The sequence below is a fragment of the Williamsia herbipolensis genome (assembly GCF_036153515.1).
Classification (GTDB): Bacteria; Actinomycetota; Actinomycetes; order Mycobacteriales; family Mycobacteriaceae; genus Williamsia_A; species Williamsia_A herbipolensis.
Window position 1 is genome coordinate 235294 of the sequence record NZ_CP108021.1, and the last position, 24152, is coordinate 259445.

The 24152-nt window shown below is 68.4% G+C and carries 24 protein-coding genes and 1 pseudogene; 23 read left to right on the top strand and 2 right to left on the bottom strand.

Translation table 11 applies throughout. From position 1 onward, the window contains the following. Positions 1-52: 52 nt before the first annotated feature. The 18 genes and pseudogenes from OG579_RS01025 (at position 53) to OG579_RS01110 (ending at position 19317) form a co-directional block, all read left to right on the top strand. The gene (locus OG579_RS01025) at positions 53-1603 is read left to right on the top strand and encodes an APC family permease (protein WP_045822499.1); all 1551 of its coding nucleotides are present in this window, start codon (positions 53-55) and stop codon (positions 1601-1603) included. Between the two features lie 4 nt (positions 1604-1607). After that, positions 1608-3215, top strand: a complete 1608-nt coding sequence (locus OG579_RS01030) for a GMC family oxidoreductase (RefSeq protein WP_328857765.1) — start codon at positions 1608-1610, stop codon at positions 3213-3215. 24 nt (positions 3216-3239) lie between these two features. Then, complete coding sequence (dapB, locus tag OG579_RS01035; protein WP_328857766.1) at positions 3240-3998, top strand: 4-hydroxy-tetrahydrodipicolinate reductase; 759 nt, start codon at positions 3240-3242, stop codon at positions 3996-3998. Between the two features lie 9 nt (positions 3999-4007). Then, positions 4008-4511, top strand: coding sequence for a hypothetical protein (locus OG579_RS01040; RefSeq protein ID WP_328857767.1), 504 nt, complete (start codon positions 4008-4010; stop codon positions 4509-4511). Between the two features lie 50 nt (positions 4512-4561). Then, positions 4562-4735 (top strand): annotated as a pseudogene (locus OG579_RS01045) (flavodoxin family protein); the annotation flags it as partial. Positions 4736-4773: 38 nt separating this feature from the next. After that, positions 4774-5223 (top strand): flavodoxin family protein, encoded by a 450-nt coding sequence (locus tag OG579_RS01050; protein ID WP_328857768.1) that lies wholly within the window; start codon positions 4774-4776, stop codon positions 5221-5223. A gap of 2 nt (positions 5224-5225) precedes the next feature. Continuing rightward, positions 5226-6206, top strand: coding sequence for a hypothetical protein (locus OG579_RS01055; RefSeq protein ID WP_328857769.1), 981 nt, complete (start codon positions 5226-5228; stop codon positions 6204-6206). 8 nt (positions 6207-6214) lie between these two features. Beyond that, on the top strand, positions 6215-6952 hold the full coding sequence (locus OG579_RS01060) for a S1 family peptidase (protein WP_328857770.1): 738 nt from the start codon (positions 6215-6217) through the stop codon (positions 6950-6952). Between the two features lie 263 nt (positions 6953-7215). Continuing rightward, a complete protein-coding gene (locus tag OG579_RS01065) occupies positions 7216-7881 on the top strand; it encodes a class I SAM-dependent methyltransferase (RefSeq protein WP_328857771.1) in 666 nt (221 codons plus the stop codon). Positions 7882-7903: 22 nt separating this feature from the next. Beyond that, positions 7904-8701 carry a thymidylate synthase gene (locus OG579_RS01070; RefSeq protein WP_328857772.1) on the top strand — a complete coding sequence of 266 codons (798 nt, stop codon included), beginning with the start codon at positions 7904-7906 and terminating at the stop codon, positions 8699-8701. Continuing rightward, positions 8698-9216 (top strand): dihydrofolate reductase, encoded by a 519-nt coding sequence (locus OG579_RS01075; protein WP_328857773.1) that lies wholly within the window; start codon positions 8698-8700, stop codon positions 9214-9216. The genes OG579_RS01070 and OG579_RS01075 overlap by 4 nt, the downstream gene beginning before the upstream one ends. Positions 9217-9227: 11 nt before the next feature. Beyond that, the gene (locus OG579_RS01080; protein ID WP_328857774.1) at positions 9228-10439 is read left to right on the top strand and encodes a winged helix-turn-helix domain-containing protein; all 1212 of its coding nucleotides are present in this window, start codon (positions 9228-9230) and stop codon (positions 10437-10439) included. Positions 10440-10535: 96 nt separating this feature from the next. Beyond that, positions 10536-11288, top strand: a complete 753-nt coding sequence (thyX, locus tag OG579_RS01085; protein WP_328857775.1) for an FAD-dependent thymidylate synthase — start codon at positions 10536-10538, stop codon at positions 11286-11288. Positions 11289-11350: 62 nt separating this feature from the next. Further along, positions 11351-12256: a 4-hydroxy-tetrahydrodipicolinate synthase gene (gene dapA, locus OG579_RS01090; RefSeq protein ID WP_328857776.1), complete on the top strand. Its 906-nt coding sequence runs from the start codon at positions 11351-11353 to the stop codon at positions 12254-12256. After that, the gene (locus OG579_RS01095) at positions 12253-14316 is read left to right on the top strand and encodes a ribonuclease J (RefSeq protein ID WP_328857777.1); all 2064 of its coding nucleotides are present in this window, start codon (positions 12253-12255) and stop codon (positions 14314-14316) included. Before dapA ends, OG579_RS01095 begins: the two co-directional genes overlap by 4 nt. A 41-nt stretch (positions 14317-14357) precedes the next feature. After that, positions 14358-14978, top strand: a complete 621-nt coding sequence (locus OG579_RS01100) for a TIGR03085 family metal-binding protein (RefSeq protein ID WP_328857778.1) — start codon at positions 14358-14360, stop codon at positions 14976-14978. 124 nt (positions 14979-15102) lie between these two features. Then, complete coding sequence (locus OG579_RS01105) at positions 15103-18072, top strand: DNA translocase FtsK (protein ID WP_328857779.1); 2970 nt, start codon at positions 15103-15105, stop codon at positions 18070-18072. Between the two features lie 240 nt (positions 18073-18312). Next, entirely contained in the window at positions 18313-19317 is a 1005-nt protein-coding gene (locus OG579_RS01110) for a TerC family protein (RefSeq protein ID WP_045822511.1), read from the top strand. A 99-nt stretch (positions 19318-19416) separates the two neighbouring features. Here the strand turns inward: OG579_RS01110 and OG579_RS01115 are convergent, their stop codons facing one another. After that, positions 19417-19701 carry a YciI family protein gene (locus OG579_RS01115; RefSeq protein ID WP_328857780.1) on the bottom strand — a complete coding sequence of 95 codons (285 nt, stop codon included), beginning with the start codon at positions 19699-19701 and terminating at the stop codon, positions 19417-19419. 35 nt (positions 19702-19736) lie between these two features. After that, positions 19737-20282 (bottom strand): amino-acid N-acetyltransferase, encoded by a 546-nt coding sequence (locus OG579_RS01120; protein ID WP_328857781.1) that lies wholly within the window; start codon positions 20280-20282, stop codon positions 19737-19739. A 217-nt stretch (positions 20283-20499) separates the two neighbouring features. Here OG579_RS01120 and pgsA point away from each other — a divergent pair, with 217 nt between their 5' ends. From pgsA to OG579_RS01145, 5 genes are all read left to right on the top strand, one after another. Then, positions 20500-21099, top strand: coding sequence for a CDP-diacylglycerol--glycerol-3-phosphate 3-phosphatidyltransferase (gene pgsA / locus OG579_RS01125; protein WP_328859114.1), 600 nt, complete (start codon positions 20500-20502; stop codon positions 21097-21099). Positions 21100-21270: 171 nt separating this feature from the next. Then, positions 21271-21603 (top strand): helix-turn-helix domain-containing protein, encoded by a 333-nt coding sequence (locus tag OG579_RS01130; RefSeq protein ID WP_045822514.1) that lies wholly within the window; start codon positions 21271-21273, stop codon positions 21601-21603. A 136-nt stretch (positions 21604-21739) separates the two neighbouring features. Continuing rightward, on the top strand, positions 21740-22543 hold the full coding sequence (locus OG579_RS01135; RefSeq protein WP_045822515.1) for a PspA/IM30 family protein: 804 nt from the start codon (positions 21740-21742) through the stop codon (positions 22541-22543). Between the two features lie 171 nt (positions 22544-22714). Next, positions 22715-22897: a hypothetical protein gene (locus OG579_RS01140; RefSeq protein WP_328857782.1), complete on the top strand. Its 183-nt coding sequence runs from the start codon at positions 22715-22717 to the stop codon at positions 22895-22897. A gap of 42 nt (positions 22898-22939) precedes the next feature. Next, entirely contained in the window at positions 22940-24148 is a 1209-nt protein-coding gene (locus tag OG579_RS01145) for a glycosyltransferase (RefSeq protein ID WP_328857783.1), read from the top strand. Positions 24149-24152: the final 4 nt, after the last annotated feature.

Consider the following 24152-nt stretch of genomic DNA (forward strand, 5'->3'; position numbering starts at 1 on the left):
CGAGAGCAGTCGTCACCACGAGATCCGATTCCGCTTCGCCCGAGGGGGCAGCATGACCATCGAGAAACCCATCGATCCCGACAACGGGATGGAACATTTCGGCTACAAGGAGAGCCTCGACCGCAGCATCGGCAAATTCGCCAGCTTCGCCGCCGGGGTCAGTTACATCTCCATCCTCACCGGCACCTTCCAGCTGTTCTACTTCGGGTTCGGCACCGCGGGCGCGGCGTATCTGTGGAGCTGGCCCATCGTGTTCGTCGGGCAGCTCGCCGTCGCACTGTGTTTCATGGAGCTCGCCGCGAAGTACCCGATCGCGGGGTCGGTCTACAACTGGGCCAAGATCCTGGGCAACAAGGTGGTCGGGTGGTTCTCGGGCTGGATGATGCTGACCGCCTCGATCGTCACGATGTCGGCGGTCGTGTTGGCGATCGACTCGACACTGCCGAAGATCTGGAGTGGTTTCCGGCTCATCGGATCCGACGACCTCACCGTGGTGTCGCCGTCGAATGCCGTTCTGCTGGGGTCGATCCTGGTGCTCGCGACGACGGCCATCAACGCCTTCGGCGTCCGGTTGATGTCGATCATCAACAGCACGGGTGTGTTCATCGAACTCATCGCCGCGGTGCTGATCGCGGTCATCCTGGCGTTCAACATCGACCGCACCCCGGCGGTGTTCTTCTCGACCAACGGTTACGGCGCAGGGGAGAGCGGCGGGTATCTCGGCGCGTTCCTCATCGCCTCGCTGGCGTCGGGGTATGTCATGTACGGGTTCGACACCGCCTCGTCGCTCGGTGAGGAGACGGTCAATCCCCGCAAGACCGCGCCGTCGGCGATCCTCCGGGCGATCCTCGCCTCGTTCGTGATCGGCGGCGCGATCCTCGTGTTCGCCATCCTCGCCGCACCGAACCTCTCCGATCCGGCGCTCGCCGCGCAGGGCGGACTCCAGCAGATCGTGCTCGACGTCATGTACGGCCCGGTCGGCAAGATCTTCCTGATGTGCATCGTGGTCGCGGTGTTCGTGTGCACGCTCGCCGTCCACACCGCCGCCATCAGGCTCACGTTCGCCATGGCTCGCGACAACGCGCTGCCCTTCGGCGAATCGCTGGCCAAGGTGCACCCCCGCACCCAGGCGCCGGTCATCCCGTCCGTCCTGATCGGTGTGCTGTCGATCCTGATCCTCGTGATCAACATCAACCAGCCGACCATCTTCCTGCTGCTGACGTCGGTGGCGATCATCATGATCTACATCGCGTACCTGATGGTGACGGGTCCGCTTCTGCTGCAGCGCTTTCGAGGGCAGTGGCCGCCGCCGGATCTCAAGGCGGGCGGGTACTTCTCGATGGGGCGCTGGGGACTCCCGGTGAACATCGTGGCCGTGCTGTGGGGGATCGGGATGGCGATCAACCTCGCGTGGCCGCGCGAGGCGGTGTACGGCGCCCCCTGGTACAACACGTGGGCCGCGTTCATCTACATCGGCGTCATCGGCGGAGTCGGTCTGCTCTGGTACTTCACCGTCGGCAGCCGGGGCATGGGGACGCTGAGGTCACACGCCTCGGAGACCAAATCCGACGCCGTACCGTTCCCCGGACCCGAGGGAGTCTGACCCCATGGCTGATCCACTGCACGAGAACGAGGTCACCGCAGGGCGGTTCGACTACGTGATCGTCGGCGGCGGCACCGCCGGATGTGTGCTCGCCGCCCGATTGAGCGAGGACCCGGAGGTGACCGTCTGTCTCATCGAGGCCGGCCCCACCGACGTCGGCAACGACGACGTGCTGGTGCTGAGCGAATGGATGCACCTGCTCGATTCCGGCTACGACTGGGACTACCCGATCGAACCGCAGGAGCGTGGGAACGATTTCATGCGGCACGCCCGCGCCAAGGTCCTCGGTGGGTGTTCCTCACACAACTCGTGTATCGCCTTCTGGCCGCCCGCGGAGAGCCTCGACGAGTGGGAGCGGATGGGGCTGACCGGGTGGGGGGCCGCCGACGTGCACCCGCTGGTGCGGCGACTCGAGAACAACGACGCACCGGGCGACCACGGTCACGACGGACCCGTCCGGCTGCGCGACGTTCCCGCCGAGGACCCCTGTGGGGCTGCGGTTCTCGACGCGGCCGCGGCGGCGGGACTGCCCACGGTGGGATTCAACCGTGGCAAGACGGTGCGCACCGGCGCCGGGTGGTTCCAGATCAACGCCGGCGAGGACGGTCTGCGCATGTCGACCTCGCATGCCTACCTGCACCCGATCATCGGGACCCGTCCCAATCTCGAGGTCCGCACGGGCTGCTGGGCGCAGGAGATCCTGTTCGACGGCGACGACGGCTCGGGCACCACCGCCGTCGGTGCCCGCTACCAGCGCCCCGACCTCACCGGCTTCGACGTGGTGGGTGCGAACCGCGAGGTCATCGTGACCGCCGGCGCCATCGACACCCCGAAACTGTTGATGCTGTCGGGGATCGGTCCCGCCGACCACCTGCGTTCGATGGGTGTCGACCTTCGGGTCGACTCACCCGGGGTGGGATCGAACCTCGACGACCACGTCGAGGGACTCGTGTTCTGGGAGGCGGCGCAGCCCATGGTCACCACGTCGAGTCAGTGGTGGGAGATCGGGTTGTTCGCCTCGACCGGTCATTCCCCCGAGACCGACGCCCTGGGCCTACCGGACCTGATGATGCATTACGGCAGTGTGCCGTTCGACATGAACACGCTGCGGTGGGGATACCCGACCACCGACAACGGGTTCTGCCTGACCCCGAACGTCACGCAGGGTCTGTCCCGCGGAACGGTGCGGCTGCGCAGCCGCGACTTCCGTGACCGCCCTCGAGTGGATCCGTGCTACTTCACCGACGCCGGTCACCACGACGAGACGGTGATGCTCGCCGGCATCCGCCTCGCCCGCGAGATCGCCGCGCAGGAACCGCTGCGACCGTGGATCGCCCGGGAACTCGCACCCGGTCCCGACGCCGTCACCGACGACGATCTCATCGACTACATGCACAAGACCCACAACACCGTCTATCACCCGGCGGCCACGGCGAAGATGGGTACCGACGCCGATCCGATGGCCGTCCTCGACCCGCAACTGCGCGTCCGCGGGACGCAGCGACTGCGCGTGGTCGACGCCTCGGCGATGCCGAAACTGCCCACGGTCAACCCCAACATCTCGGTGATGGCCATGGCCGAGAAGTGCGCGGACCTGCTTCGCGCGACCTGACCCGCGTGGGGGATCATGGACGTCATGGCTGGTGGTGACGGGATCCGCGTCGGGGTGTTCGGTAGTGGCGGCAAGGTGGGTCAGGCGATCGTCGACGCGGTCGAGGCCGCCGACGACCTGAGCTTCACCGTGGGAGTCGACAAGGACGACGACCGGTCGTCGCTGGTCGACTCCGGCACACAGGTCGTCGTCGACTTCACGCACCCGTCGGTGGTGATGGACAACCTCGAGTTCCTGATCGGCAACGGCATTCACGCCGTCGTCGGCACCACCGGGTTCGACGACGACCGTCTCGCCCAGGTCCGCGGGTGGCTCGACGATGCCCCCGGCGTCGGTGTGCTCATCGCCCCCAATTTCGCGATCGGCGCGGTACTGAGCATGAGGTTCGCCGCTGCGGCGGCCCGGTTCTACGACTCGGTCGAGGTCATCGAGCTCCACCACCCGCACAAGGCCGACGCGCCCTCGGGAACGGCGTACCGCACCGCGCGCCTGATCGCCGAGGCCCGCGCCGACGCCGGTGCGGCGCCGATGCCCGACGCGACCTCGACCGCACTCGACGGCGCCCGCGGTGCCGACGTCGACGGCGTCCGCGTGCACTCGGTGCGACTCGCGGGGCTGGTCGCGCACCAGGAGGTGCTGCTGGGCACCGAGGGGGAGACGCTGACCATCCGGCACGACTCGCTCGACCGCACCTCGTTCGCCCCGGGCGTACTGCTCGGCGTGCGCCAGATCGGCAACCGGCCGGGCCTCACGGTCGGTCTCGACGACCTGCTCGACCTGTAGGGCGTCGTGATGGGCGAGCGCTCCAAGCGCGACTTCTACTCCCGCGACTCGCGACCGATCGTGCTCGTGATCGTGGTCATCCTCATCCTGCTGGCCTTCTACATCGGGCTGCTCGGTGTCCGCGGTGTCCAGCTGATCCAGGACGGGTCGGTGGTCGGGATCGGACTGGGCATCGGCGTGCTCATCCTGCCGTTCCTCGGGGTCTGGATGGCGTTCACGACCGTACGGGCAGGCATCGCCCATCAACGCCTGGGTCGCCGGATGCGCGAAGAGGGCCGCGAACTCGACGTCTCCGACCTCCCACGACGGCCGTCGGGCCGGCTGGAACGCGACGCGGCCGACGAGCTGTTCGCGACGGTCAAGACCGAGTGGGAGGCCGATCCCGAGAACTGGCGCAACACCTATCGCATCGCCCGCGCCTACGACTTCGCCGGCGATCGCTCGCGAGCCCGCGAGATGATGAAACGCGCTGTCGCACAGGAGAAGGCCGAGCACGGCGGGCCGCAGGCGTGACCGCGCGACTCCTGATCGTCCACCACACCCCGTCGCCGCACACCCAGGCCATGTTCGAGGCGGTGCTCGCCGGGGCGGCCGATCCGGAGATCACCGGCGTCGAGGTGATCCGCCGCCCGGCGTTGTCGGTCAGCGCATCGGACTTCCTCGACGCCGACGGGTACGTGCTCGGGTGCCCGGTGAACCTCGCCTACATCGCCGGCGCCCTGAAACACTTATTAGACGCATACCCTCCTACTACGGATCGCGGCAGGTCAGCGGCATGAAACGGCTGCTCATCGTCCACCACACGCCCTCGCCGCACTGCCAGGCGATGTTCGAGGCGGTGGTCTCCGGCGCCACCGACGAGGAGATCTCGGGTGTCGAGGTGATCCGCCGCCCGGCGCTCACGGTGTCGCCTGTGGAGATGCTGGACGCCGACGGCTACCTGTTGGGCACCCCGGCCAACCTGGGCTCGATCTCGGGCGCCCTCAAGCACGCGTTCGACTGTTCGTACTACCAGCTCCTCGACTCCACCCGGGGCCGACCGTTCGGCGTCTACCTTCACGGCAACGAGGGCACCGAGGGCGCCGAGCGGGCGGTGGAGATGATCACGACTGGACTGGGCTGGACCCGGTCGGCGGCGACGGTCGTCGTCTCTGGCGCGCCGAGCAGGGCCGACATTGAGTCGTGCTGGGAGCTGGGTGCCACGGTGGCCGCAGGATTGATGTAGTCGTGACCGAGCGTGAGGGCTGGACGGCGAACTGGGCTGTGGAGCGTGAAGAGCGTATGGCGCATCTGGCGCGCCTACCGGGCAAAGCCCACCACGAACGGCTCGAAGCGATAAATCGGGTCTCGCGGTTGCTCTCGACCAATGGCACAGAGCTATCCAGGCACATCGCGACGTTCGTCGGTACCGGACGACACGTCCAGGATCTGACAGATGAGTTCGAGCACGAGGCGGTCCGCTTCCTGCACAACTACATTGCGTCTGTCGCGACTCTGCGCGACGTGCAGCGCAGCACTCACCGAATGATATGGCCCGAGCGGATCCCCGTGGACCAGCGCCGCGACAGTTCGGATCGACGAACTGTCTGGGAGGTGAGCACGTATGAGCCGAAGGTCACCGAGTTGTTCGGCGACGATGACATCAAATTCCTGTTCGACCTCCGCAACTTCACGGTGCACTACTCGGCGCCAGTGATGTCGATTGGGACGACCTGGAGGCACCGCCCGCCCCGGCCGGTGGAGTGGATTAACACGGTTCAGCTCAAACGCTCAGAGCTGGACAAGTTTTCCAAATGGAGCGGTCCCGCGAAGCGCTTTCTACGTACACAGGAGAAGGACGTCGAGTTTCTGCCGCTGATCGAAAAATACTCACAGCGCGCTCGAAAGTTCTACGAGTGGTTTTGGTTCGAGGTCCGACAGGCAGTGACAGTGGAAGTCGAGGAGTTCCTCAGCAAGAGCAACGAATTCGGACTTTGGTTGGGCGAGGAAATGGCCAAGCCTGACTTCGATCCAGCACCGGGCGGCATGCCCATTCCGGGCAGTTTCCGTCGCAACCGGGCGCGTGCCCACCTGGAGCGCTGCGCCTACGGCACCACTGGCTGGGGTGGAATCACAGTCGATGTGGACGGGGTGGCTGTAGTCGGCGACTCTGACTGGGCCCCACTACCGCCAGTCGGCAAGTACCGACGTCCGGAGGATGGGGAGTGAGATAGCCGTTGGACCCGCACGACGCAGTGGTGGCGGTCATCGGGCCACACGCCGAGACCGGGTGCACGACGCTGCTCGGGACGGGCTCGCTGATCGGGGACGGGTCGGTGCTGCTCACCGCCGCGCACGTCGGCGGCGACGAGGTCACCGTCGCGAGCCTGCGCGACGACGACGGGCCACAGGCGTACCCCGCCCGGCTCATCGAGCGCGACGGCGCGCACGACCTCGCCCTGTACCGGGTGGAGGGCTACCGCGCCGAGAAGCCGCTCACGCCGTGGTGGGCGCCGATCACCTTCGACCGCGATCTGGTGACCTTCGAGTACAGCCCGTCGGCGCCCGAGGGCGATCAGCTCGTGCTCTCCCCGGCTACGCGCATCGGGCACATGACGCGCATGATCGACGTCAGCGACAGGTACGGGCCGCGCGGGGAATGGGCACTGGAGCTGTCGTTCCCGGCGGTCGGCGGCGCGAGCGGTGCGCCGGTGATGTTGAAGGACGACCTTTACGGGATCGCAGCCAACCAGCGGCCCTGGAGCATCGTCGGCGTCATCACCGGCAACATCGCCCATCACCTGCTCCCGCTCCAGGTCGACGAGTACCTCGGCGCGGACAACAGCTACGTCTCCGAGACCCGCTACATGCTCCCGCAGGGGCTCGCGGTGAACATCGCCCACCTGAGCGAGATGTACGAGCGGCACATCGGACCCGCTGAGGATCCGCAGACCTCGGTCTGGCCGTTGCCGTAGCCCTCTACTCGTACGAGTCAGGCCCGCCACGGCCTTCGAGGTCTCCCCGATAGGTGACGGCGTCCCAGGCCCGGCACACCCACGTCCGGCACGGCGCGGGCCTCTGGTTGGCCCAGCCGACCAGGTGCGTGCGCGGCGGTCGCCAGTCCGCACCACACGCCGGGCAGCGGCGGGGCTTCCACTCGATGACGCGGGACACGGGCGACCTCCTCGGCCCGCGACGAGTGGCCCTGACGATAGCGACCGGGACCGACAATGCCCGTGTGGCGTTCGGTCAACGCGGCGTTCGCTCGACGCGGCGTTTCACCCCGAGCGGGGTCGGTCAGGGCGAGACGTTCACCGTGGTGGACCTGTTCGGGGACCCGGCGCCGTCGGAGGACAACGACGAGGAGAATCGGCAGTCCTATGCGGGGCTCACGCAGGAGGTGTTCTGCGAGAACTACCGCCGCGTGCACGATGAGCTGCCCGCGATCGTGCGAGGTCCGAGCACGGTGATGACCGACCGGTTGGCGCACGCCGCCTGTCGTTTCGCACACATCGACGCGGGTCATCTCTTCGAGCAGGTCCGCGCCGATCTGCTCGACACCCGGACGCTGTTGGCGGCACAGGGCATCGTCGTGGCCGACGACTGGCGGACCATCCATGCACCGGGGGTGAGCGCCGCCCTGTGGGAACTCGTCGCGAACCACGGACTGTCCCCGATCTGTGTGAGCTCGATGAAGTTCTACGCGACCTGGGGTGATGCCACTCCGTATCTCGAAGCGCTCGATCGGTGGTTGGCCACCACCGACCCGCGCGCCTTCGACGTCCGCCGCGACCGCGTCCACGGCAGACCGATCACGATGTTGACCGACGGCCACATCACGTCGCGGCGTGACGGTCCCGGTACTGCCCGCTGGTTGTGGGGCGAGGTGAAGCGCCGGCTCTGACGGTCCGGCCTAGACTCGACCCGTGATCGACACCCCGTACGAGGACCTGCTGGCGAAGGTGTTGGCCGAGGGGACACCCAAGGCCGACCGCACCGGCACCGGGACGCGCAGCCTGTTCGGCCACCAGCTCCGCTATGACCTGGCGGCCGGCTTCCCGTTGATCACCACCAAACGGGTACACGTGAAGTCGGTGTTCTACGAGCTGCTGTGGTTCCTGCGCGGCGACTCGAACGTGCGGTGGCTCCAGGAGCGCGGGGTGACGATCTGGGACGAGTGGGCCGACCCCTCCGGCGATCTCGGACCGGTCTACGGGGTCCAGTGGCGCAGCTGGCCGACACCGTCGGGCGAACACATCGACCAGATCTCGAACGCGCTGGCCCTCCTGCGGTCGGATCCCGATTCGCGGCGCAACATCGTCTCGGCGTGGAACGTGGGGGAGATCCCGCAGATGGCCCTGCCGCCGTGCCACGCGTTCTTCCAGTTCTACGTCGCCGACGGCAAGCTCTCCTGCCAGCTCTACCAGCGCAGCGCCGACCTGTTCCTCGGCGTGCCGTTCAACATCGCCTCCTACGCCCTGCTCACGCACATGATGGCCGCGCAGGCGGGTCTCGAGGTCGGCGAGTTCGTGTGGACCGGCGGCGACTGCCACATCTACGACAACCATGTCGACCAGGTGCAGTTGCAGCTCTCGCGTGACCCGTACCCGTACCCGACCCTGCGGCTGGCGCCACGAGAGTCGTTGTTCGACTACGAGTTCGACGACATCGAGGTCGTGGACTACCAGCACCACCCGGGTATCAAGGCGCCCGTCGCCGTATGACGGTCGCGTTGATCTGGGCGCAGGGCAACGACCGCGCCATCGGGCGCGACAACACCATCCCGTGGCGCGTCCCCGAGGACGCCCGGCACTTCCGCGATCTCACCCGCGGCCATCGGGTGGTGATGGGGCGCCGGACCTGGGACTCGCTGCCCGAGCGGTTCCGGCCACTGCCCGACCGCGTCAACGTCGTCCTCACCACCGACCGGACCTGGTCGTCACCGGGCGCGGTGGTCGCCCACGACCTCCCGGAGGCACTCGGAGGAGACGAGACCGTCATGGTGATGGGCGGCAGCCAGATCTACGACGCGGCAATGACGTTCGCCGATGTCCTGCACGTCACCGAGATCGATGTCGATGTCGACGGCGCCGATGCCCACGCCCCGGAGATCAACCCGTCACGGTGGGTGGCGACCACGCACGGTGAGTGGCAGGAGTCGACGAGCGGGTTGCGCTACCGGTTCCTCGACTACCGGGCCCGCCCCGACGCGCCGACGGCGACCCCGCCGACATCGTGAGCGCGGCCGCCGTGCCCATCGCGCGAGCGCGCCGGATCGCCCTCGCCGCACAGGGTTTCGCCGATCCACGCCCCAGCTGCGTGGCCACGCGTCGACACCTGCAGCGGGTGCTCGGACGGATCCGGTTCCTGCAGATGGACTCGGTCAACATCGCCGTTCGCGCCCACTACATGCCGCTGTTCAGTCGACTCGGGCCGTACGACCCTGCGCTCCTCGACCGTGCGGCGGCCGAATCGACGGCTCGGGCACCACGCCTGCTGGCCGAGTACTGGGCGCACGAGGCCGCACTGATCCCGGTCGAGGACTGGCCGCTGTTCCGCTGGCGGATGGACGACTACCGCTACGGCCGGTACGGCAAGCCCGTGGCCGAGCCGCCCGAACGCACAGCGCTCCGTGCCGAGATCGCCCGCGTCCTCGCCGAGACGGGCCCGACCACCGGCGGCGAACTCGAAGAACTGCTCGGTCGACGCCGGGATCAACCGCGCCGGGGCAGCTGGTGGGATCGCAGCGAGGTGAAGCACGCGTGCGAGGTGATGCTCGCCGCCGGCGATCTCTCGGCGATACGCCGCGGAAATTTCGCCCGGCACTACGACCTCGCCGAGAACATCGTGGGGCCGGACCTCGCGAGCACCGCCATCGACCGGGACGTCGCGATCCGTGAACTCGTTCGGCGATCGATCGGTGCGCTCGGCGTCGCGACGGAGACCGACCTGCGCGACTACTACCGACTGCCCGTCGTCGACGCCCGCCGCGCCGTCACCGAACTCGTCGATGCCGGCGAGCTGACGCCGGTGACCGTGGCGGGGTGGGACCGCACCGCGTACCTGGATCCTGCGGCACGCACCCCGCGTCGGGTGGAGGCGTCGGCCCTGCTCGCCCCGTTCGACCCGTTGGTGTTCTTCCGGCCGCGCCTGCACCGCCTGTTCGACATGCACTACCGCATCGAGATCTACGTGCCCGAACCGCAACGCGTGCATGGGTACTACGTCTTCCCGTATCTGCTCGACGAGGAGATACCCGCTCGCGTGGACCTCAAGACCGACCGATCCGCCGGCGTGCTGCGGGTGCTCGGCGCCTTCGCCGAGGACGGCGTCGACCGCGATCACGTCGCGACCCGACTGGCCGCAGACCTGCGGTCGATGGCGGGATGGCTCGGGATGGACGACGTCACCGTCGGCAGGCGGGGCGACCTGGCGCCGGTCCTGCGTCGCGCTCTCGCATAGGCGACACCGACACCCGCGTTCTGCGTCGAGGTGCGGCACGGGACAATCGGAGCCGATCGAGTCGCCGGTCGGCCCGTCGAAGAGGAGTGCAGTCAGGTGTCGCAGTTGGTCCCGTTGCAGGTGCACATGATCGCGCACACCGAGTTCCATCCGCCCGCGGACATCCCGTGGTCGACCGATGTCGACGGGGGCGAGGCGCTCGTCGAGTTCGCGGGGCGGGCCTGCTATCAGAGCTGGGACAAGCCCAATCCGCGCACGGCGACCAACGCCGGATACCTGCGTCACATCCTCGAGGTCGGACACCTCTCCCTCCTCGAGCACGCGACCGTCACCTTCTACATCACCGGGATCTCGCGGTCGTGCACCCACGAACTGATCCGACACCGACACTTCTCGTACTCGCAGCTGTCGCAGCGCTTCGTCCCCGAACACGACTCGAACGTGGTCCCACCGCCGGCGATCCGCGGTGACGCCGAGCTCGAGGACCTGTTCGTGACCGCCACCGACGCCGCCCGTGCGGCCTACAGCGAACTGCTCGAGGCGCTCGAGGCCAAGTTCGCCGACGTGCCCAACGCGATCCTGCGACGCAAGCAGGCGCGGCAGGCCGCGCGGTCGGTGCTGCCGAACGCGACCGAGACGAAGATCGTGGTGAGCGGCAACCTGCGTGCCTGGCGGCACTTCGTCGGGATGCGGGCCACCGAGCACGCCGACGTCGAGATCCGGCAGCTCGCGATCGAGTGTCTGCGACAGCTGTCGGGCCTCGCCCCGACCGTGTTCGGCGATTTCGAGATCGGAACCCTGGCCGACGGCACCGAGGTCGCGACCTCGCCGTTCGTGGTGGACAGCTGACCGACGCGGCCGCAGGTGGGTTGTGCGGCTCGGCCCCGCTCCCGGGCGGTAGCCTGACCACCATGAACAGCGGCCAGACGCAGCGTGAGCTGTATCCGTTCGGAACCGTGGGTGTCGCGATGGTGACGCCGTTCGCCACCGACGGCAGCCTCGACCTCGACAGGGCAGTCGAACTCGCGACCCATCTCGTCGATCGCGGGGTCGACGGTCTCGTGATCTCGGGTACCACCGGGGAGTCACCGACCACCACCGTGGCCGAGAAGCTCGACCTGCTCAGCGCGGTGCTCGACGCGGTCGGCGACCGTGCACGCATCACGCAGGGGGCCGGCAGCTACGACACCGCCGAGAGCGTGCGCTTCGCCGTCGAGTCGGCCAAGCGCGGTGCACACGGTCTGCTCGTCGTGACGCCCTACTACTCGCGGCCGCCGCAGACCGGTCTGCTGGCCCATTTCACGGCGATCGCCGATGCGACCGACCTGCCCGTGCTGCTCTACGACATCCCGCCGCGCTCGGTGGTGCCGATCGAGCACCGCACGCTTCTCGAACTGGCGCGGCACCCCAACATCGTCGGCGTCAAGGACGCCAAGGGCGATCTGAACTCGGCCGCGTCGCTCATCGCCGACGCCGGTCTGCAATACCTGTCCGGTGAGGACGCGCTCAACCTGCCGTGGCTGGCGGTGGGTGCGTCGGGATTCGTCTCGGTGATCGGCCACCTGGTGCCGGAGCGGCTCAGAGATCTTCTCGACGCTGTGGAAAAGGGTGACATGATTCGTGCACGGGAGATCAACCTCTCGCTCATACCGTTGGTGAACGCGATGGGGCGGCTCGGTGGTGTGACGATGGTGAAGGCCGCGCTGCGGATCACCGGTCTCGACGTCGGGGAACCCCGTCTTCCGCAGATGCCGGCCACCGGGCCGCAGATCGAGTCGCTGATCGCGGATCTGCGTGCAGCGCAGGTGCTCTCGTGACCGGTCCCGAGCAGGCGAACGGCGAACCCACCGCTCCGAAACGTCGGCGTCGCGCGGCCACCCGCCGCAGCGGCCCGCCCGAACCGGCGGCCCCAACGCCTCCGGCTCACGAGCAGCCGAAAGCGGATTCTGCACCCGCGCAGACGAATGCCGCTCCGGCGCAAGAGAAGTCGGCACCTACGCAGAAGAAGGCCTCCGGGCCTGCCGTGAAGGACTCGGTCGGCAAGGACTCGGCCCGATCGGCGGAATCCTCCGGTGGCGGACGTCGTCGGGGCAAGAACTCCCGCGGCAACGGCGGCGGGAGTTCCTCGGAGCCCCGCCGGGATCGGTCGCCGCAGGTCGCCTCCCAGCCCGTCGGTGACGTCACCGACCGCCTGGGACTGCCGAAGAAGTTGCCGCGCAACGGTCTCCGCGTCGTGGCGCTCGGTGGCATCGGCGAGATCGGCCGGAACATGACCGTGTTCGAGTTCGACGGCAAGCTGCTCATCGTCGACTGCGGCGTGCTGTTCCCCGAGGATCAGCAGCCCGGTGTCGACCTGATCCTCCCGGACTTCCGCTACATCGAGGACCGGATGGACGACGTCGAGGCGATCGTCCTGACCCACGGCCACGAGGATCACATCGGCGCCGTGCCGTTCCTGTTGCGCCTGCGAGGCGACATCCCGGTCATCGGTTCGCGATTCACCCTCGCCCTGCTGGCGGCCAAATGCCGTGAACACCGGCAGCGGCCGAAGCTGGTCCAGGTGACCGAGGGTGAGACCTCCACCTACGGCCCGTTCGACCTCGAGTACTTCGCGGTCAACCACTCCATCCCCGATGCGATCGCCGTCGCGATCCGCACACCGGCCGGACTGGTGCTGCACACCGGCGACATCAAGCTCGATCAGCTGCCCCTCGACGGTCGTCTCACCGACCTCGCCGGGTTCAGTCGTCTCGGCGACGAGGGCGTCGACCTGTTCCTCGTCGACTCCACCAACGCCGAGGTTCCGGGTTTCGTGACGCCCGAGCGCAACATCGGCACCGTTCTCGACACCGTGATCGGCAAGGCGAAACAGCGCGTGATCGTGGCGTCGTTCGCCAGTCACGTGCACCGCATCCAGCAGGTCGTCGACGTCGCGGCCGCACACGACCGCAAGGTGTGTTTCGTCGGCCGGTCGATGGTCCGCAACATGCAGATCGCGCAGGAACTCGACTACCTGCGTGTGCCCGACGGCGTCGTGGTCGAGATGGACGCCGCCGCATCACTTCCCGACCACCGCGTGGTGCTCGTCTCCACCGGGTCGCAAGGCGAGCCCCTCTCGGCGCTGTCGCGCATGGCGCGGGGCGAGCATCGCCAGATCAACATCCGCGCCGACGATCTCGTCGTGTTGGCGTCGTCGCTGATCCCCGGCAACGAAAACTCGGTGTTCGCGGTGGTGAACGGCCTCGCCAAGCGCGGCGCCACGGTCGTCACCCAGCAGAGTGCGAAGGTGCACGTCTCCGGCCACGCCTCGGCCGGCGAGCTGCTCTACCTCTACAACGCGGTGCGTCCCTCGAACGCGATGCCGGTGCACGGCGAATGGCGGCACCTGCGCGCCAACGCGGCACTGGCCGAGGCGACCGGTGTCGCTCCCGACCGTGTGGTGCTGGCCGAGGACGGTGTGGTCGTCGATCTCGTGGACGGTCGCGCGAGCATCGTCGGCCGCGTACCCGTGGGCTACGTCTATGTCGACGGCCTGTCGGTCGGTGACGTCGGCGAGTCGACGCTCTCGGAGCGCCTGGTGCTGGGGGAGGGCGGTTTCATCGCCATCACCGTGGTGATCGATGCCGCCGACGGTCGACTGATCAGTCCCCCCGAGGTCTCCGGTCGCGGGTTCTCCGACGACCCGGCTGCTCTCAAGGACGCGGCTGATCTGGTCCACTCGTCGCTGTCGGACCTCGCGGCCGACAACGTCACCGACACCCACCGGATCGCACAGCTGATCCGCCGCGTGGTGGGCAAGTGGGTGGCCGACACCTACCGGCGCCGCCCGATGATCGTGCCGACGGTGTTGTCGGTGCGCGCGAAGTCGCCCCGGTAGCGCCGGGTCGCGGGTGTCGCCGGAGTCGATAGGCTCTGTCGATGACCGCTGCACGCACCGAACGCACCGCCCTGGCCGAGACACTGCGTTCGGTCGGGCCTGACGCCCCGACCCTCTGCGACGGGTGGACGGCGCGCGACCTGACCGCTCACATGGTGGTCCGCGAGGCGCGACTCGACGCGTCCGCGGGCATCGTGATCCCGCCGTTGGCCGGCTACACCGAGCACGTGCAGAACTCCTACGCGCGCCGCGACTACGGCCGGCTCGTCGACCAGTTCGCCTCCGGCCCGCCGTGGTACTCGCCGTTCGCGGTGCTCGACCGGTTCGCCAACCCGGCGGAGTTCTTCGTCCACCACGAGGACGTCCGTCGTGCGTCGCCGGGGTGGACGCCCCGCGTACTCGACCGCGCGCTCGAGTCGGCGCTGATGGCACCCCTGAAGATGATCGGCAAGAAGGGCCTGCGCTCGGCAGGAGCGCGGGTCGCGCTGACGACCGGCGACGGGGCGACGGTGCTGACCGCGGGGTCGGGTCCGTCGGTCACGGTCACCGGTGACCTGGGAGATCTGGTCCTGTTCGTCTTCGGCCGCGACCAACTCGACCTGGCCTTCGACGGCGATCCGGACGCGGTCGCGGCGGTGAAGGCGGCCGAGCGCGGCCTCTGACGCTGCCCCGAGCGACGTCCGTTCGGCTCCGTCACCACGGGCTCGGTCACGATAGAGACACGCCTTCGGTGGGACCGGTGAGGTGCACGAGGCGTATGGGGTTGTTGCGGTTTATGGTGAGCGCATGAGCTCCAAGTCCACGGCCCGGGGTTCCCGCGCGGCCGCGAAGCGCACCTCGTCGGGTTCCTCGACGCGTCGAGCTGCGGCGACGTCGTCCGCGACGACCCGCACGCCTGCCCGTAGTGGAGCCGCGAAGAAGTCCGGAAGCGCAAGGAAGTCCGGTGGCACCAAGGCCGGGGGCGGTACGACCCGGTCGTCGACCAAGTCCGCGGGCGCGGGGCGTGGCGCGGGCGCCCGGTCCACCACGTCGGGTCGCGGCTCGACGCGGTCGACGGGCACCACGCGGTCGCGCTCGACCGCGGCCACCCGGGCCACCGTGGTGGAGGAGACCGCCGAGCACGGTTCGGTGGTCCGCGCGATCGGTCGGGGAGTGGGCACCAGTTGGGTCCTGCTCGCCCGCGGTGTGGGTGGACTGGCCCGCGTCGGGTCGGGCGCGTCACGCGGGCGCGAGGACCGCTACGCCGACGAGATGTATGCCGACGACCTGGGTCCGGAGCGTTTCGACCCGGATCGCACCTACGCGGACGACCACTTCGCCGACGATCTCGCCGACGACGGTTATACCGACGACCACCACCCCGACGACGTCGACGGGTTCGACGACACGCCCGTCCGCCGTTCGCGCCGTGAGTCGCCGGCCCCGTTCGATCGGTCGTCGGAGGAGGGACGCCGCAGAGATGGTGCCGCCCTCGCGCTCGTGGCCGTCGCGATCCTGGTCGCCGTCGGTGTCTGGTTCCACGCTGCCGGACCGATCGGCGCCTTCATCGACACCGCCGTGCGCTCCGTCGTCGGCGGGGCGGCCGTCGTCGTTCCCGTCCTGGCCATGGCCGTCGCCATCCGACTCATGCGGCGCGGGCCAGATCCGCGCAGCCGCGGGCGCAACATCGCCGCCTGCGCGCTCATCGGCCTGCCCGTGCTGGGGATCTGGCATCTCGTCGCCGGTGCCCCCGTGAGGTTCGACGGCCGCCTCGACGCGGGCGGCTTCCTGGGATTCGCTGCAGCCGGCCCGCTCACGACCGGGCTCACCGCCTGGGTGTCGGTCCCGATCCTGGTGATCTGCATCGTCGCCGGGATCCTGCTCGCCGTGCGCATGACGGTGCGTGAGGTCGTCGCGCTCGCATCGGACTACTTCGGGGTGGGGCACGCGACGCGTCACGACGCCCACGATCCGGCCGAGTTCGACGAGATGGCGGACGAGTGGGACGACCCGCAGCACGTGGCGGGTCGTGGCGGTGACCCGTGGGAGAACTACCCGCCCGACGACATCGAGGACGTCCCGGTACCGACGACGCGTCTGCGGCGACCCACCGGGGTCACCGCCGGTGAGGCGCTGACCGAGCCGCTCATCACCGACGCCGACCCGGCCGAGGCCCTAGCGACACGCCCCACCGAGGTGGTCGCGAAACCGCGCCGTGCCGCCGTACCGAAGAAGGCGCCGCCGGCCCCGGCACCGGTCGCCGAGGACTTCACCGAACTCGTCGAGCGCACCGTCGAGGGTGACTACCGCCTGCCCCCGGCGTCGCTGCTGATCGACGGCGACCCGCCGAAGATGGGCAGCGCCTCCAACGACGACATGATCGACCGCATCACCGCGGTGCTCGAGCAGTTCAAGATCGACGCCGCCGTCACCGGTTTCACCCGTGGGCCGACGGTCACGCGCTACGAGGTCGAACTCGGCCCGGGCGTGAAGGTGGAGAAGATCACCGCGCTGGCCCGCAACATCGCCTACGCCGCGGCGACCGACAACGTGCGACTGCTCGCACCGATCCCCGGCAAGTCCGCGGTGGGTATCGAGGTGCCCAACTCCGACCGCGAGATGGTGCGCCTCGCCGACGTGCTCAAGTCACCGAGCACGCGGAAGGACTCCCACCCGTTGGTGATCGGGCTCGGCAAGGACATCGAGGGCGACTTCGTCAGCGCCAACCTCGCGAAGATGCCGCACCTCCTGGTGGCCGGTTCCACCGGCTCGGGCAAGTCGAGTTTCGTGAACTCGATGCTGGTGTCGCTGCTGACCCGCGCGACGCCCGACGACGTGCGGATGATCCTCATCGACCCCAAGATGGTGGAACTCACTCCCTACGAGGGCATCCCGCACCTCATCACCCCCATCATCACCGAGCCGAAGAAGGCCGCGGCCGCCCTCGCGTGGCTGGTGGAGGAGATGGAGCAGCGCTACCAGGACATGAAGGCGTCGCGGGTCCGGCACATCGACGACTTCAACGCGAAGGTGCGCTCCGGGGAGATCAGCACCCCGCTGGGATCCGAGCGCGTGTACCGGCCCTACCCGTACATCCTCGCCATCGTCGACGAGCTCGCCGACCTGATGATGACCGCGCCGAAGGACGTCGAGGACGCCATCGTGCGCATCACGCAGAAGGCGCGAGCGGCAGGAATCCACCTGGTGTTGGCGACGCAGCGACCGTCGGTCGACGTCGTGACCGGTCTGATCAAGACCAACGTGCCCTCGCGGCTCGCGTTCGCGACGTCGTCGCTCACCGACTCGCGGGTCATCCTCGATCAGCCCGGCGCCGAGAAGTTGATCGGTATGGGTGACGGACTGTTCATCCCGATGGGCTCGAATCGACCGATCCGCATGCAGGGCGCGTTCATCACCGACGAGGAGATCTCCGCGGTCGTCGAGTTCGCCAAGGAGCAGGGCGATCCGCAGTACCAGGAGGGGGTCACCGCCCAGAAGGTGTCGGACTCCAAGGACATCGACGGCGACATCGGTGGTGATCTCGACGATCTGCTGCAGGCCATCGAGCTCGTGGTGAGCAGTCAGTTCGGGTCGACATCGATGCTGCAGCGCAAGCTGCGGGTCGGGTTCGCCAAGGCCGGGCGACTCATGGATCTGATGGAGACCCGAGGCGTCGTCGGACCGAGCGAGGGCTCCAAGGCGCGGGAGGTCCTGGTGAAGCCCGAAGACCTCGCCGGCGTGATCGCCTCGATCAACGGGGCGACGGTCGGTGACTGAATTGTCCGGAACGCAAACTCGCTGACCTGCGACTATGGCGAGCCCCCCACGGCAAAGGTAAAGTAAATTTTGCTTTCGAGGGGAGTATCCCTGTCGCGGCGATCTCGTCAATACGTTCGTCATCGAGCCGGTGCCATCACCGGGTTCGTGTGGCGTTCCGGGACGTCGGCCGTGTGGTCTTCCACACGGCGGGAGAGACCTCTGGCACCCGTGTTCGGTTAGCTGGAGGTTTACGAGTACATGAACGTGTCCGCGACAACCTGGATCATCACGCTCGTGGTGATCCTGGGGTTGTTCATCTTCGACTTCTTCGCCCACGTCCGTACCCCGCACGCCCCGTCGCTCAAGGAGTCCGGGGCCTGGTCGGCGGTCTACATCACCATCGCCCTCATCTTCGGCGGCTACGTCTGGTGGCAGTGGGGCGGCACCTACGGCGGCGAGTACTACGCCGGCTTCATCACCGAGAAGGCGCTGTCGGTCGACAACCTCTTCGTCTTCGTCATCATCATGGCGAAGTTCGCCGTTCCCCGTGAGTACCAACAGAAGGTGCTGCTGCTCGGCATCGTGATGGCCCTGGTGATGCGCGGTGGCTTCATCGCGGTCGGTGCCGCGGCGATCAACGCCTACAGCTGGGTGTTCTACCTGTTCGGCGCCTTCCTGATCTACACCGCCGTCAAGCTCATCCGCGAGGCCACGGCCTCGGAGGAGGCCGACGACGACGAAGACAGCGCGATCATGAAGTTCGTCAAGAAGTACCTGCGCACCACCGACGAGTACAACGGCGACAAGCTGTTCACCAAGGCCAACGGCAAGCGCCTCGCGACACCGATGCTCATGGTGCTCATCGTCATCGGCTTCACCGACGTGCTGTTCGCCCTCGACTCGATCCCCGCCATCTACGGCCTCACCACCGAGCCGTACATCGTGTTCACCGCGAACGCCTTCGCGCTGATGGGTCTGCGTCAGCTGTTCTTCCTGCTCGACGGCCTGCTCGACCGCCTCGTGTATCTCTCGTGGGGTCTGTCGATCATCCTCGGCTTCATCGGTGTGAAGCTCGTGCTGCACGCGTTGCACGAGAACACGCTGCCGTTCCTCAACGGCGGCGAGCACATCAAGGTCCCCGAGATCTCGACCGGCCTGTCGCTGAGCATCATCGTCGGCGTCCTGGTGGTCACGACGGTGGCCAGCCTCATCAAGGCGAAGTCGAACGACAAGAAAGAGCAGGACTCGATACCGAGCGCCTGACCTCCACCGAGCACATAGCGAACCCCGCACCACCCACCCGGTGGTGCGGGGTTCGCCCGTCTCAGGCCGACTCGCCGGTCTCAGTCGGACTCGCCGGTCTCAGCCGGACAGGGGCCCGAACAGGGGCTTCCACTCCGTGATCCGGGTCGCGGTGATGGCGTCCACCGCGTGGAAGGGGTCGTCGGCGAGGATGGCCGTCAACGCGTCGGCGTCGTCGGCTTGGAAGATCAGGAGGGCTCCGCTGCCGTCGGGGTAGGGGCCCGTCTCGAGCACCACCCCGGTGTCGACGAGGCCCTTGAGCCACTCGCGGTGCGACGCCCGGTGGGTGTCGCGGGTGTCGGAGGTGGCGTCGACGTAGGTGTACTCGACGGCGAAGACGGTCATGGTGTGCGCTCCTGGACCTGTGGTGGGTGGGGATGTCAGCGCAGTGAGGCCAACATGCGGGTGTTGCCCAGGGTGTTGGGCTTGACGTAGCTCAGGTCGAGGAATTCGGCGACACCGGCGTCGTACGACCGGCACATCTCCTCGTAGACCTCGGCGGTGACCGGCGTCCCGTCGATCTCGGCGAAACCGTGTCGGGCGAAGAAGTGGGTCTCGAACGTCAGCACGAACACGCGGGTCAGTTGGAGGTCGCGTGCGACGTCCATGAGTCGGCCGACCAGGCGATGCCCGATGCCGTGTCCCGCCCACGCCGGGTCGACGGCCACCGTGCGGACCTCACCCAGATCGGCCCAGAGCACGTGCAGCGCACCGCATCCCACCACCTCGCCGTCGATCTCGGCGACCCAGAACTCCTGCACCGCCTCGTACAGGGTCACGAGGTTCTTCTCGAGGAGGATGCGTCCGGCGTACATGTCGATGACCGCTTTGATGCGCGGGACATCGGAGGTCCGGGCCCGCCGGATCGTCACCGGGACGGCATCGGTGACGCCCCCGGTGTCGGCGGACCCCTCGTCGGCTGCCATGGGGAAACAGTAGTACGACGGCCCCGGGGCGGTCGTCGTCGCGGGGCACCGCGACACGCGTTCGACGTGCTCGCGTGACCTGCGCTCGGGACGCGGCCGTGTGACGGATATCGTCATGGGCGTGGGTGATCCAGGACGCACCGATGATCGGCGCCGCGGCGTCGTCGGACGAGCTGCGGCAGAGGATTCGCCGGTGGCCGAACGGCTGCGCAACTCCATGAAGCCGGTGGCCGACGATCCGATCGCCGACCCGGTCAGCAACGTCCCGATCGTCAACATCGCCAACATCCTCACGGTGTTCCGCATCGTGCTCGTGCCGGTGTTCCTCGCGGCGCTCTTCGCCGGCGACGGCCACGAATCGGGCTGGCGGATCGCCGCGTGGGCCGTGTTCGCTATCGCGGCGATCACCGACCGCTACGACGGCCGCATCGCACGCAACCGCGGTCTGATCACCGACTTCGGCAAGATGGCCGATCCGATCGCCGACAAGGCCCTGATCGGTTCGGCCCTGATCGGTCTGTCCCTCCTGGGTGACCTGTCGTGGTGGATCACCGCGGTGATCATCGCCCGCGAGGTCGGCGTCACCCTGCTGCGGTTCTGGGTGATCCGGCACGGGGTCATCCCGGCCAGTCGCGGCGGCAAGCTCAAGACGCTGCTGCAGGTCATCGCGATCGGCCTCTACATCCTTCCCCTGCCCGGCGCGGTGCACTGGGTCGCGGTCGCGGTGATGGTCACCGCGATCGTCGCGACCATCGTCACCGGCCTCGACTACGTCTGGCGCGCACTCCAGTTGCGATCGGCCGGCCGTCGCGCATAGGGGTCACGGCTCCTCCGGTGTCACCCCCGACGGGTGACGGCACGCGGTCGCACATCCGACCGGCGGTGTCGTCGGACGTCGATTAGGGTCGTCGGAACGGCCGGTGCGAGCGAATCGGGAACTTCCACGGGGTGTGATCGCGTTGTACGTCAGTAAGTGAGGAGGACTCCAATGGCAGCACTACTTCGTGAGGCTCTCGGTGGCAGTCTGCGGCGGGTCCGGACGGATCAGGGTCGTACGTTGCGAGAGGTCTCGACCGACGCGCGGGTGAGCCTGGGCTACCTGTCCGAGATCGAGCGTGGACAGAAGGAGGCATCGAGCGAGTTGCTCTCGGCCATCTGCCACGCCCTCGATGTCGAGGTCGCCGACCTCCTCCTCGATGTCAGCACCGCGATGCGTCGTCGCACCACCATCGCCGAGGACACCAAGGTCGTCATCCCGCCGCCCGCCGACTCCACCGGCGCCGGGCGCGCCCGGGGCACCTCCGCCCTGTCGGCAGCCTGACCCGCACCACCCGCCGAGTCGGACGTCGCCCCCTGAGGTGACGTCAACGGCTAGATTGGTGTCCAACGCACGGTCGGAATCCTCGTGAGATCGGCCGGGCAGGACATCACGCACGAGCACCGACGACAGGGGAAAGATGCCGAACCCATTCGTGAAGGCCTGGCGTTACATGATGGCCGCGGGCAACGCCACGATCGATGAACGTGCCGACCCCAAGATCCAGATCCAGCAGGCCATCGAGGACGCACAGCGTCAGCACCAGGCGTTGTCGCAGCAGGCCGCCGCGGTGATCGGCAATCAGCGCCAGCTGGAGATGAAGCTCAACCGTCAGCTCGAGGACGTCGAGAAGCTCAACGCCAACACCCGCCAGGCCCTGACGTTGGCCGACCAGGCCGCGTCCCACGGCGACTCCGCCAAGGCGGGGGAGTACACCAACGCCGCCGAGGCGTTCGCCGCCCAGCTCGTCACCGCCGAGCAGGGTGTCGAGGACCTCAAGACGCTGCACGACCAGTCGCTGCAGGCGGCGGCCCAGGCCAAGCAGGCCGTCGAGCAGAACTCGATGATGTTGCAGCAGAAGCTCGCCGAACGCACCAAGCTGCTGAGCCAGCTCGAGCAGGCGAAAATGCAGGAACAGGTCAGCTCGTCGCTGCAGCAGATGAGCGAACTCTCGGCGCCGGGCAACACCCCCAATCTCGAGCAGGTGCGCGAGAAGATCGAGCGCCGCTACGCCACCGCCCTCGGCTCGGCGGAGCTCTCGCGCAACACTGTCGGCGGTCGCATGATGGAGGTCCAGCAGGCCTCGGTCCAGATGGCCGGACATTCACGACTCGAGCAGATCCGTGCCGGCATGAAGAACGACGCCCTGCCCGGTGGAGCCTCGTCGAACCCGGCCATCGACCCGGCCACCCCCGATCTGAACAAGCGTCCCGAACAGTCCTGACCACCGGGTTGCCGGTGCCCTGAGATCCCCGTCTCCGGCGTCGGGGTCATCCCGGATCTTTCCCCCGACTCCATCGTGAAGGGGTGACTCGGACCCGTGGTGACCGGCACTGTCGAGGGTGACGGGCCGGCACACCGATCGGCCCGGACATCCGATGGAGAGGTGCGGGACATGTGGTGGAAGATTGCGGTGGCGATCGTCGTGGTGTGGTTGGCCTTCGGGTTGATCGTGGCGCTCGTGAAAGGCGTGGCGGCGCTGGCCGTCCTCGGCCTCCTGGCACTGGGTGTCATGACGGTGGTCAAGTGGTTCAGCCGATCCGGACAGCCCTCGGCCGACCTGCCCGCCGACCGCTAGGCAGGCGCGACATCCGACGGACCGACAGCGAGGAGCCCTCACGTGCGGATCGCGGTCGTCGCGGGACCCGATGCAGGACATGCGATCCCGGCGATCGCGCTGGCCGAGAGACTGTCGGCCGCGGGTGACGAGGTCATCGTCTTCACCGGCACGCGGTGGGCCGACATCCGTGCCGCGCGCGCCGATGGGCTCCCGCCCGTCGCGATCGCGGAACTGCCCGGGCTCGACCTGGTCGACAGCGACGGCGACGACACCGATGCCGGTGCGCGCCTGAGTGTGCGGGCGGCGCGGATGACCACTGCGCTCACCCCGCTTCTCGAGGCGCAGAGCGTCGACCTGGTGGTGTGCGACGTCATCACCGTCTGCGGCGGATGGTCGGCGCAACTGCTGGGACTGCCCTGGATCGAACTGTCGCCGCACCCGCTCTACGAACCGTCGCGCGGACTGCCGCCGATCGGCAGCGGGCTGGCACCGGGAACCGGTGTGGGCGGACGCGTGCGTGACACGCTGATGCGCGCGGCCACCGCGCGGTCGCGCCGGCTCGGCGAACGCCAACGGGCGGTGGCGCGGGAGTCGGTCGGTCTCCCGGGCGACGACCCGGGCCCCGGTGCCCGTCTGGTCGCCACGCTGCCGGCGCTGGAGGTGCCGCGACCCGACTGGCCCGACAACGCCCACGTCGTCGGTCCGCTCCTGTGGGAACCGACCGATCTCACCACCGAACCGCCCGCCGGTGACGGCCCGCTCGTCGTCGTGGCACCCTCCACGGCCCACACCGGTGTCGCCGACCTCCTCGAGACCGCGCTCGAGGCGCTCGATCCGGAGGCGACCGGTCGACCCCTACGACTGGTCGTCTCCGCGCTCGCCGAGCCGGCGATCCCGTTGCCCGACTGGGCGATCGCCACGACCGGTCGCCAGGACGCACTGTTGGCGGCGGCATCGGTGGCGATCTGCGGGGGAGGCCACGGGATGCTCGCCAAATGTCTCACCGCGGGGGTGCCGGTGGTCACCGTCCCGGGTGGCGGCGACCAGTGGGAACTCGCCAACCGGGCCCAGCGGGCCGGTGTCGGTGTCTGCGTGCGGCCGCTGACCCCCGCGACGCTGCGCAGCGCCGTCGCGCAGGTTCTCGACGTCCCGACGATCCGCGCCGCCGCCCGCGCGGCCGGTGCGTCCGGTGACCTCACCGATCCGGTCGCGGTGTGTCGTGCCGTGGTCGGTGCGCACCGGGACGACCCGGCGGGGGATCGTCGCTAGGCTG

Bases quoted from the DNA above. Each gene is read 5' to 3' on its own strand.
- OG579_RS01025 (WP_045822499.1), top strand. From the start codon at position 53: ATGACCATCGAGAAACCCATCGATCCCGACAACGGGATGGAACATTTC.
- OG579_RS01030 (WP_328857765.1), top strand. From the start codon at position 1,608: ATGGCTGATCCACTGCACGAGAACGAGGTCACCGCAGGGCGGTTCGAC.
- dapB (WP_328857766.1), top strand. From the start codon at position 3,240: ATGGCTGGTGGTGACGGGATCCGCGTCGGGGTGTTCGGTAGTGGCGGC.
- OG579_RS01040 (WP_328857767.1), top strand. From the start codon at position 4,008: ATGGGCGAGCGCTCCAAGCGCGACTTCTACTCCCGCGACTCGCGACCG.
- OG579_RS01050 (WP_328857768.1), top strand. From the start codon at position 4,774: ATGAAACGGCTGCTCATCGTCCACCACACGCCCTCGCCGCACTGCCAG.
- OG579_RS01075 (WP_328857773.1), top strand. From the start codon at position 8,698: ATGACGGTCGCGTTGATCTGGGCGCAGGGCAACGACCGCGCCATCGGG.
- dapA (WP_328857776.1), top strand. From the start codon at position 11,351: ATGAACAGCGGCCAGACGCAGCGTGAGCTGTATCCGTTCGGAACCGTG.
- OG579_RS01100 (WP_328857778.1), top strand. From the start codon at position 14,358: ATGACCGCTGCACGCACCGAACGCACCGCCCTGGCCGAGACACTGCGT.
- OG579_RS01105 (WP_328857779.1), top strand. From the start codon at position 15,103: ATGAGCTCCAAGTCCACGGCCCGGGGTTCCCGCGCGGCCGCGAAGCGC.
- OG579_RS01110 (WP_045822511.1), top strand. From the start codon at position 18,313: ATGAACGTGTCCGCGACAACCTGGATCATCACGCTCGTGGTGATCCTG.
- OG579_RS01115 (WP_328857780.1), bottom strand. From the start codon at position 19,701: ATGACCGTCTTCGCCGTCGAGTACACCTACGTCGACGCCACCTCCGAC.
- OG579_RS01120 (WP_328857781.1), bottom strand. From the start codon at position 20,282: ATGGCAGCCGACGAGGGGTCCGCCGACACCGGGGGCGTCACCGATGCC.
- pgsA (WP_328859114.1), top strand. From the start codon at position 20,500: ATGAAGCCGGTGGCCGACGATCCGATCGCCGACCCGGTCAGCAACGTC.
- OG579_RS01130 (WP_045822514.1), top strand. From the start codon at position 21,271: ATGGCAGCACTACTTCGTGAGGCTCTCGGTGGCAGTCTGCGGCGGGTC.
- OG579_RS01135 (WP_045822515.1), top strand. From the start codon at position 21,740: ATGCCGAACCCATTCGTGAAGGCCTGGCGTTACATGATGGCCGCGGGC.
- OG579_RS01140 (WP_328857782.1), top strand. From the start codon at position 22,715: ATGTGGTGGAAGATTGCGGTGGCGATCGTCGTGGTGTGGTTGGCCTTC.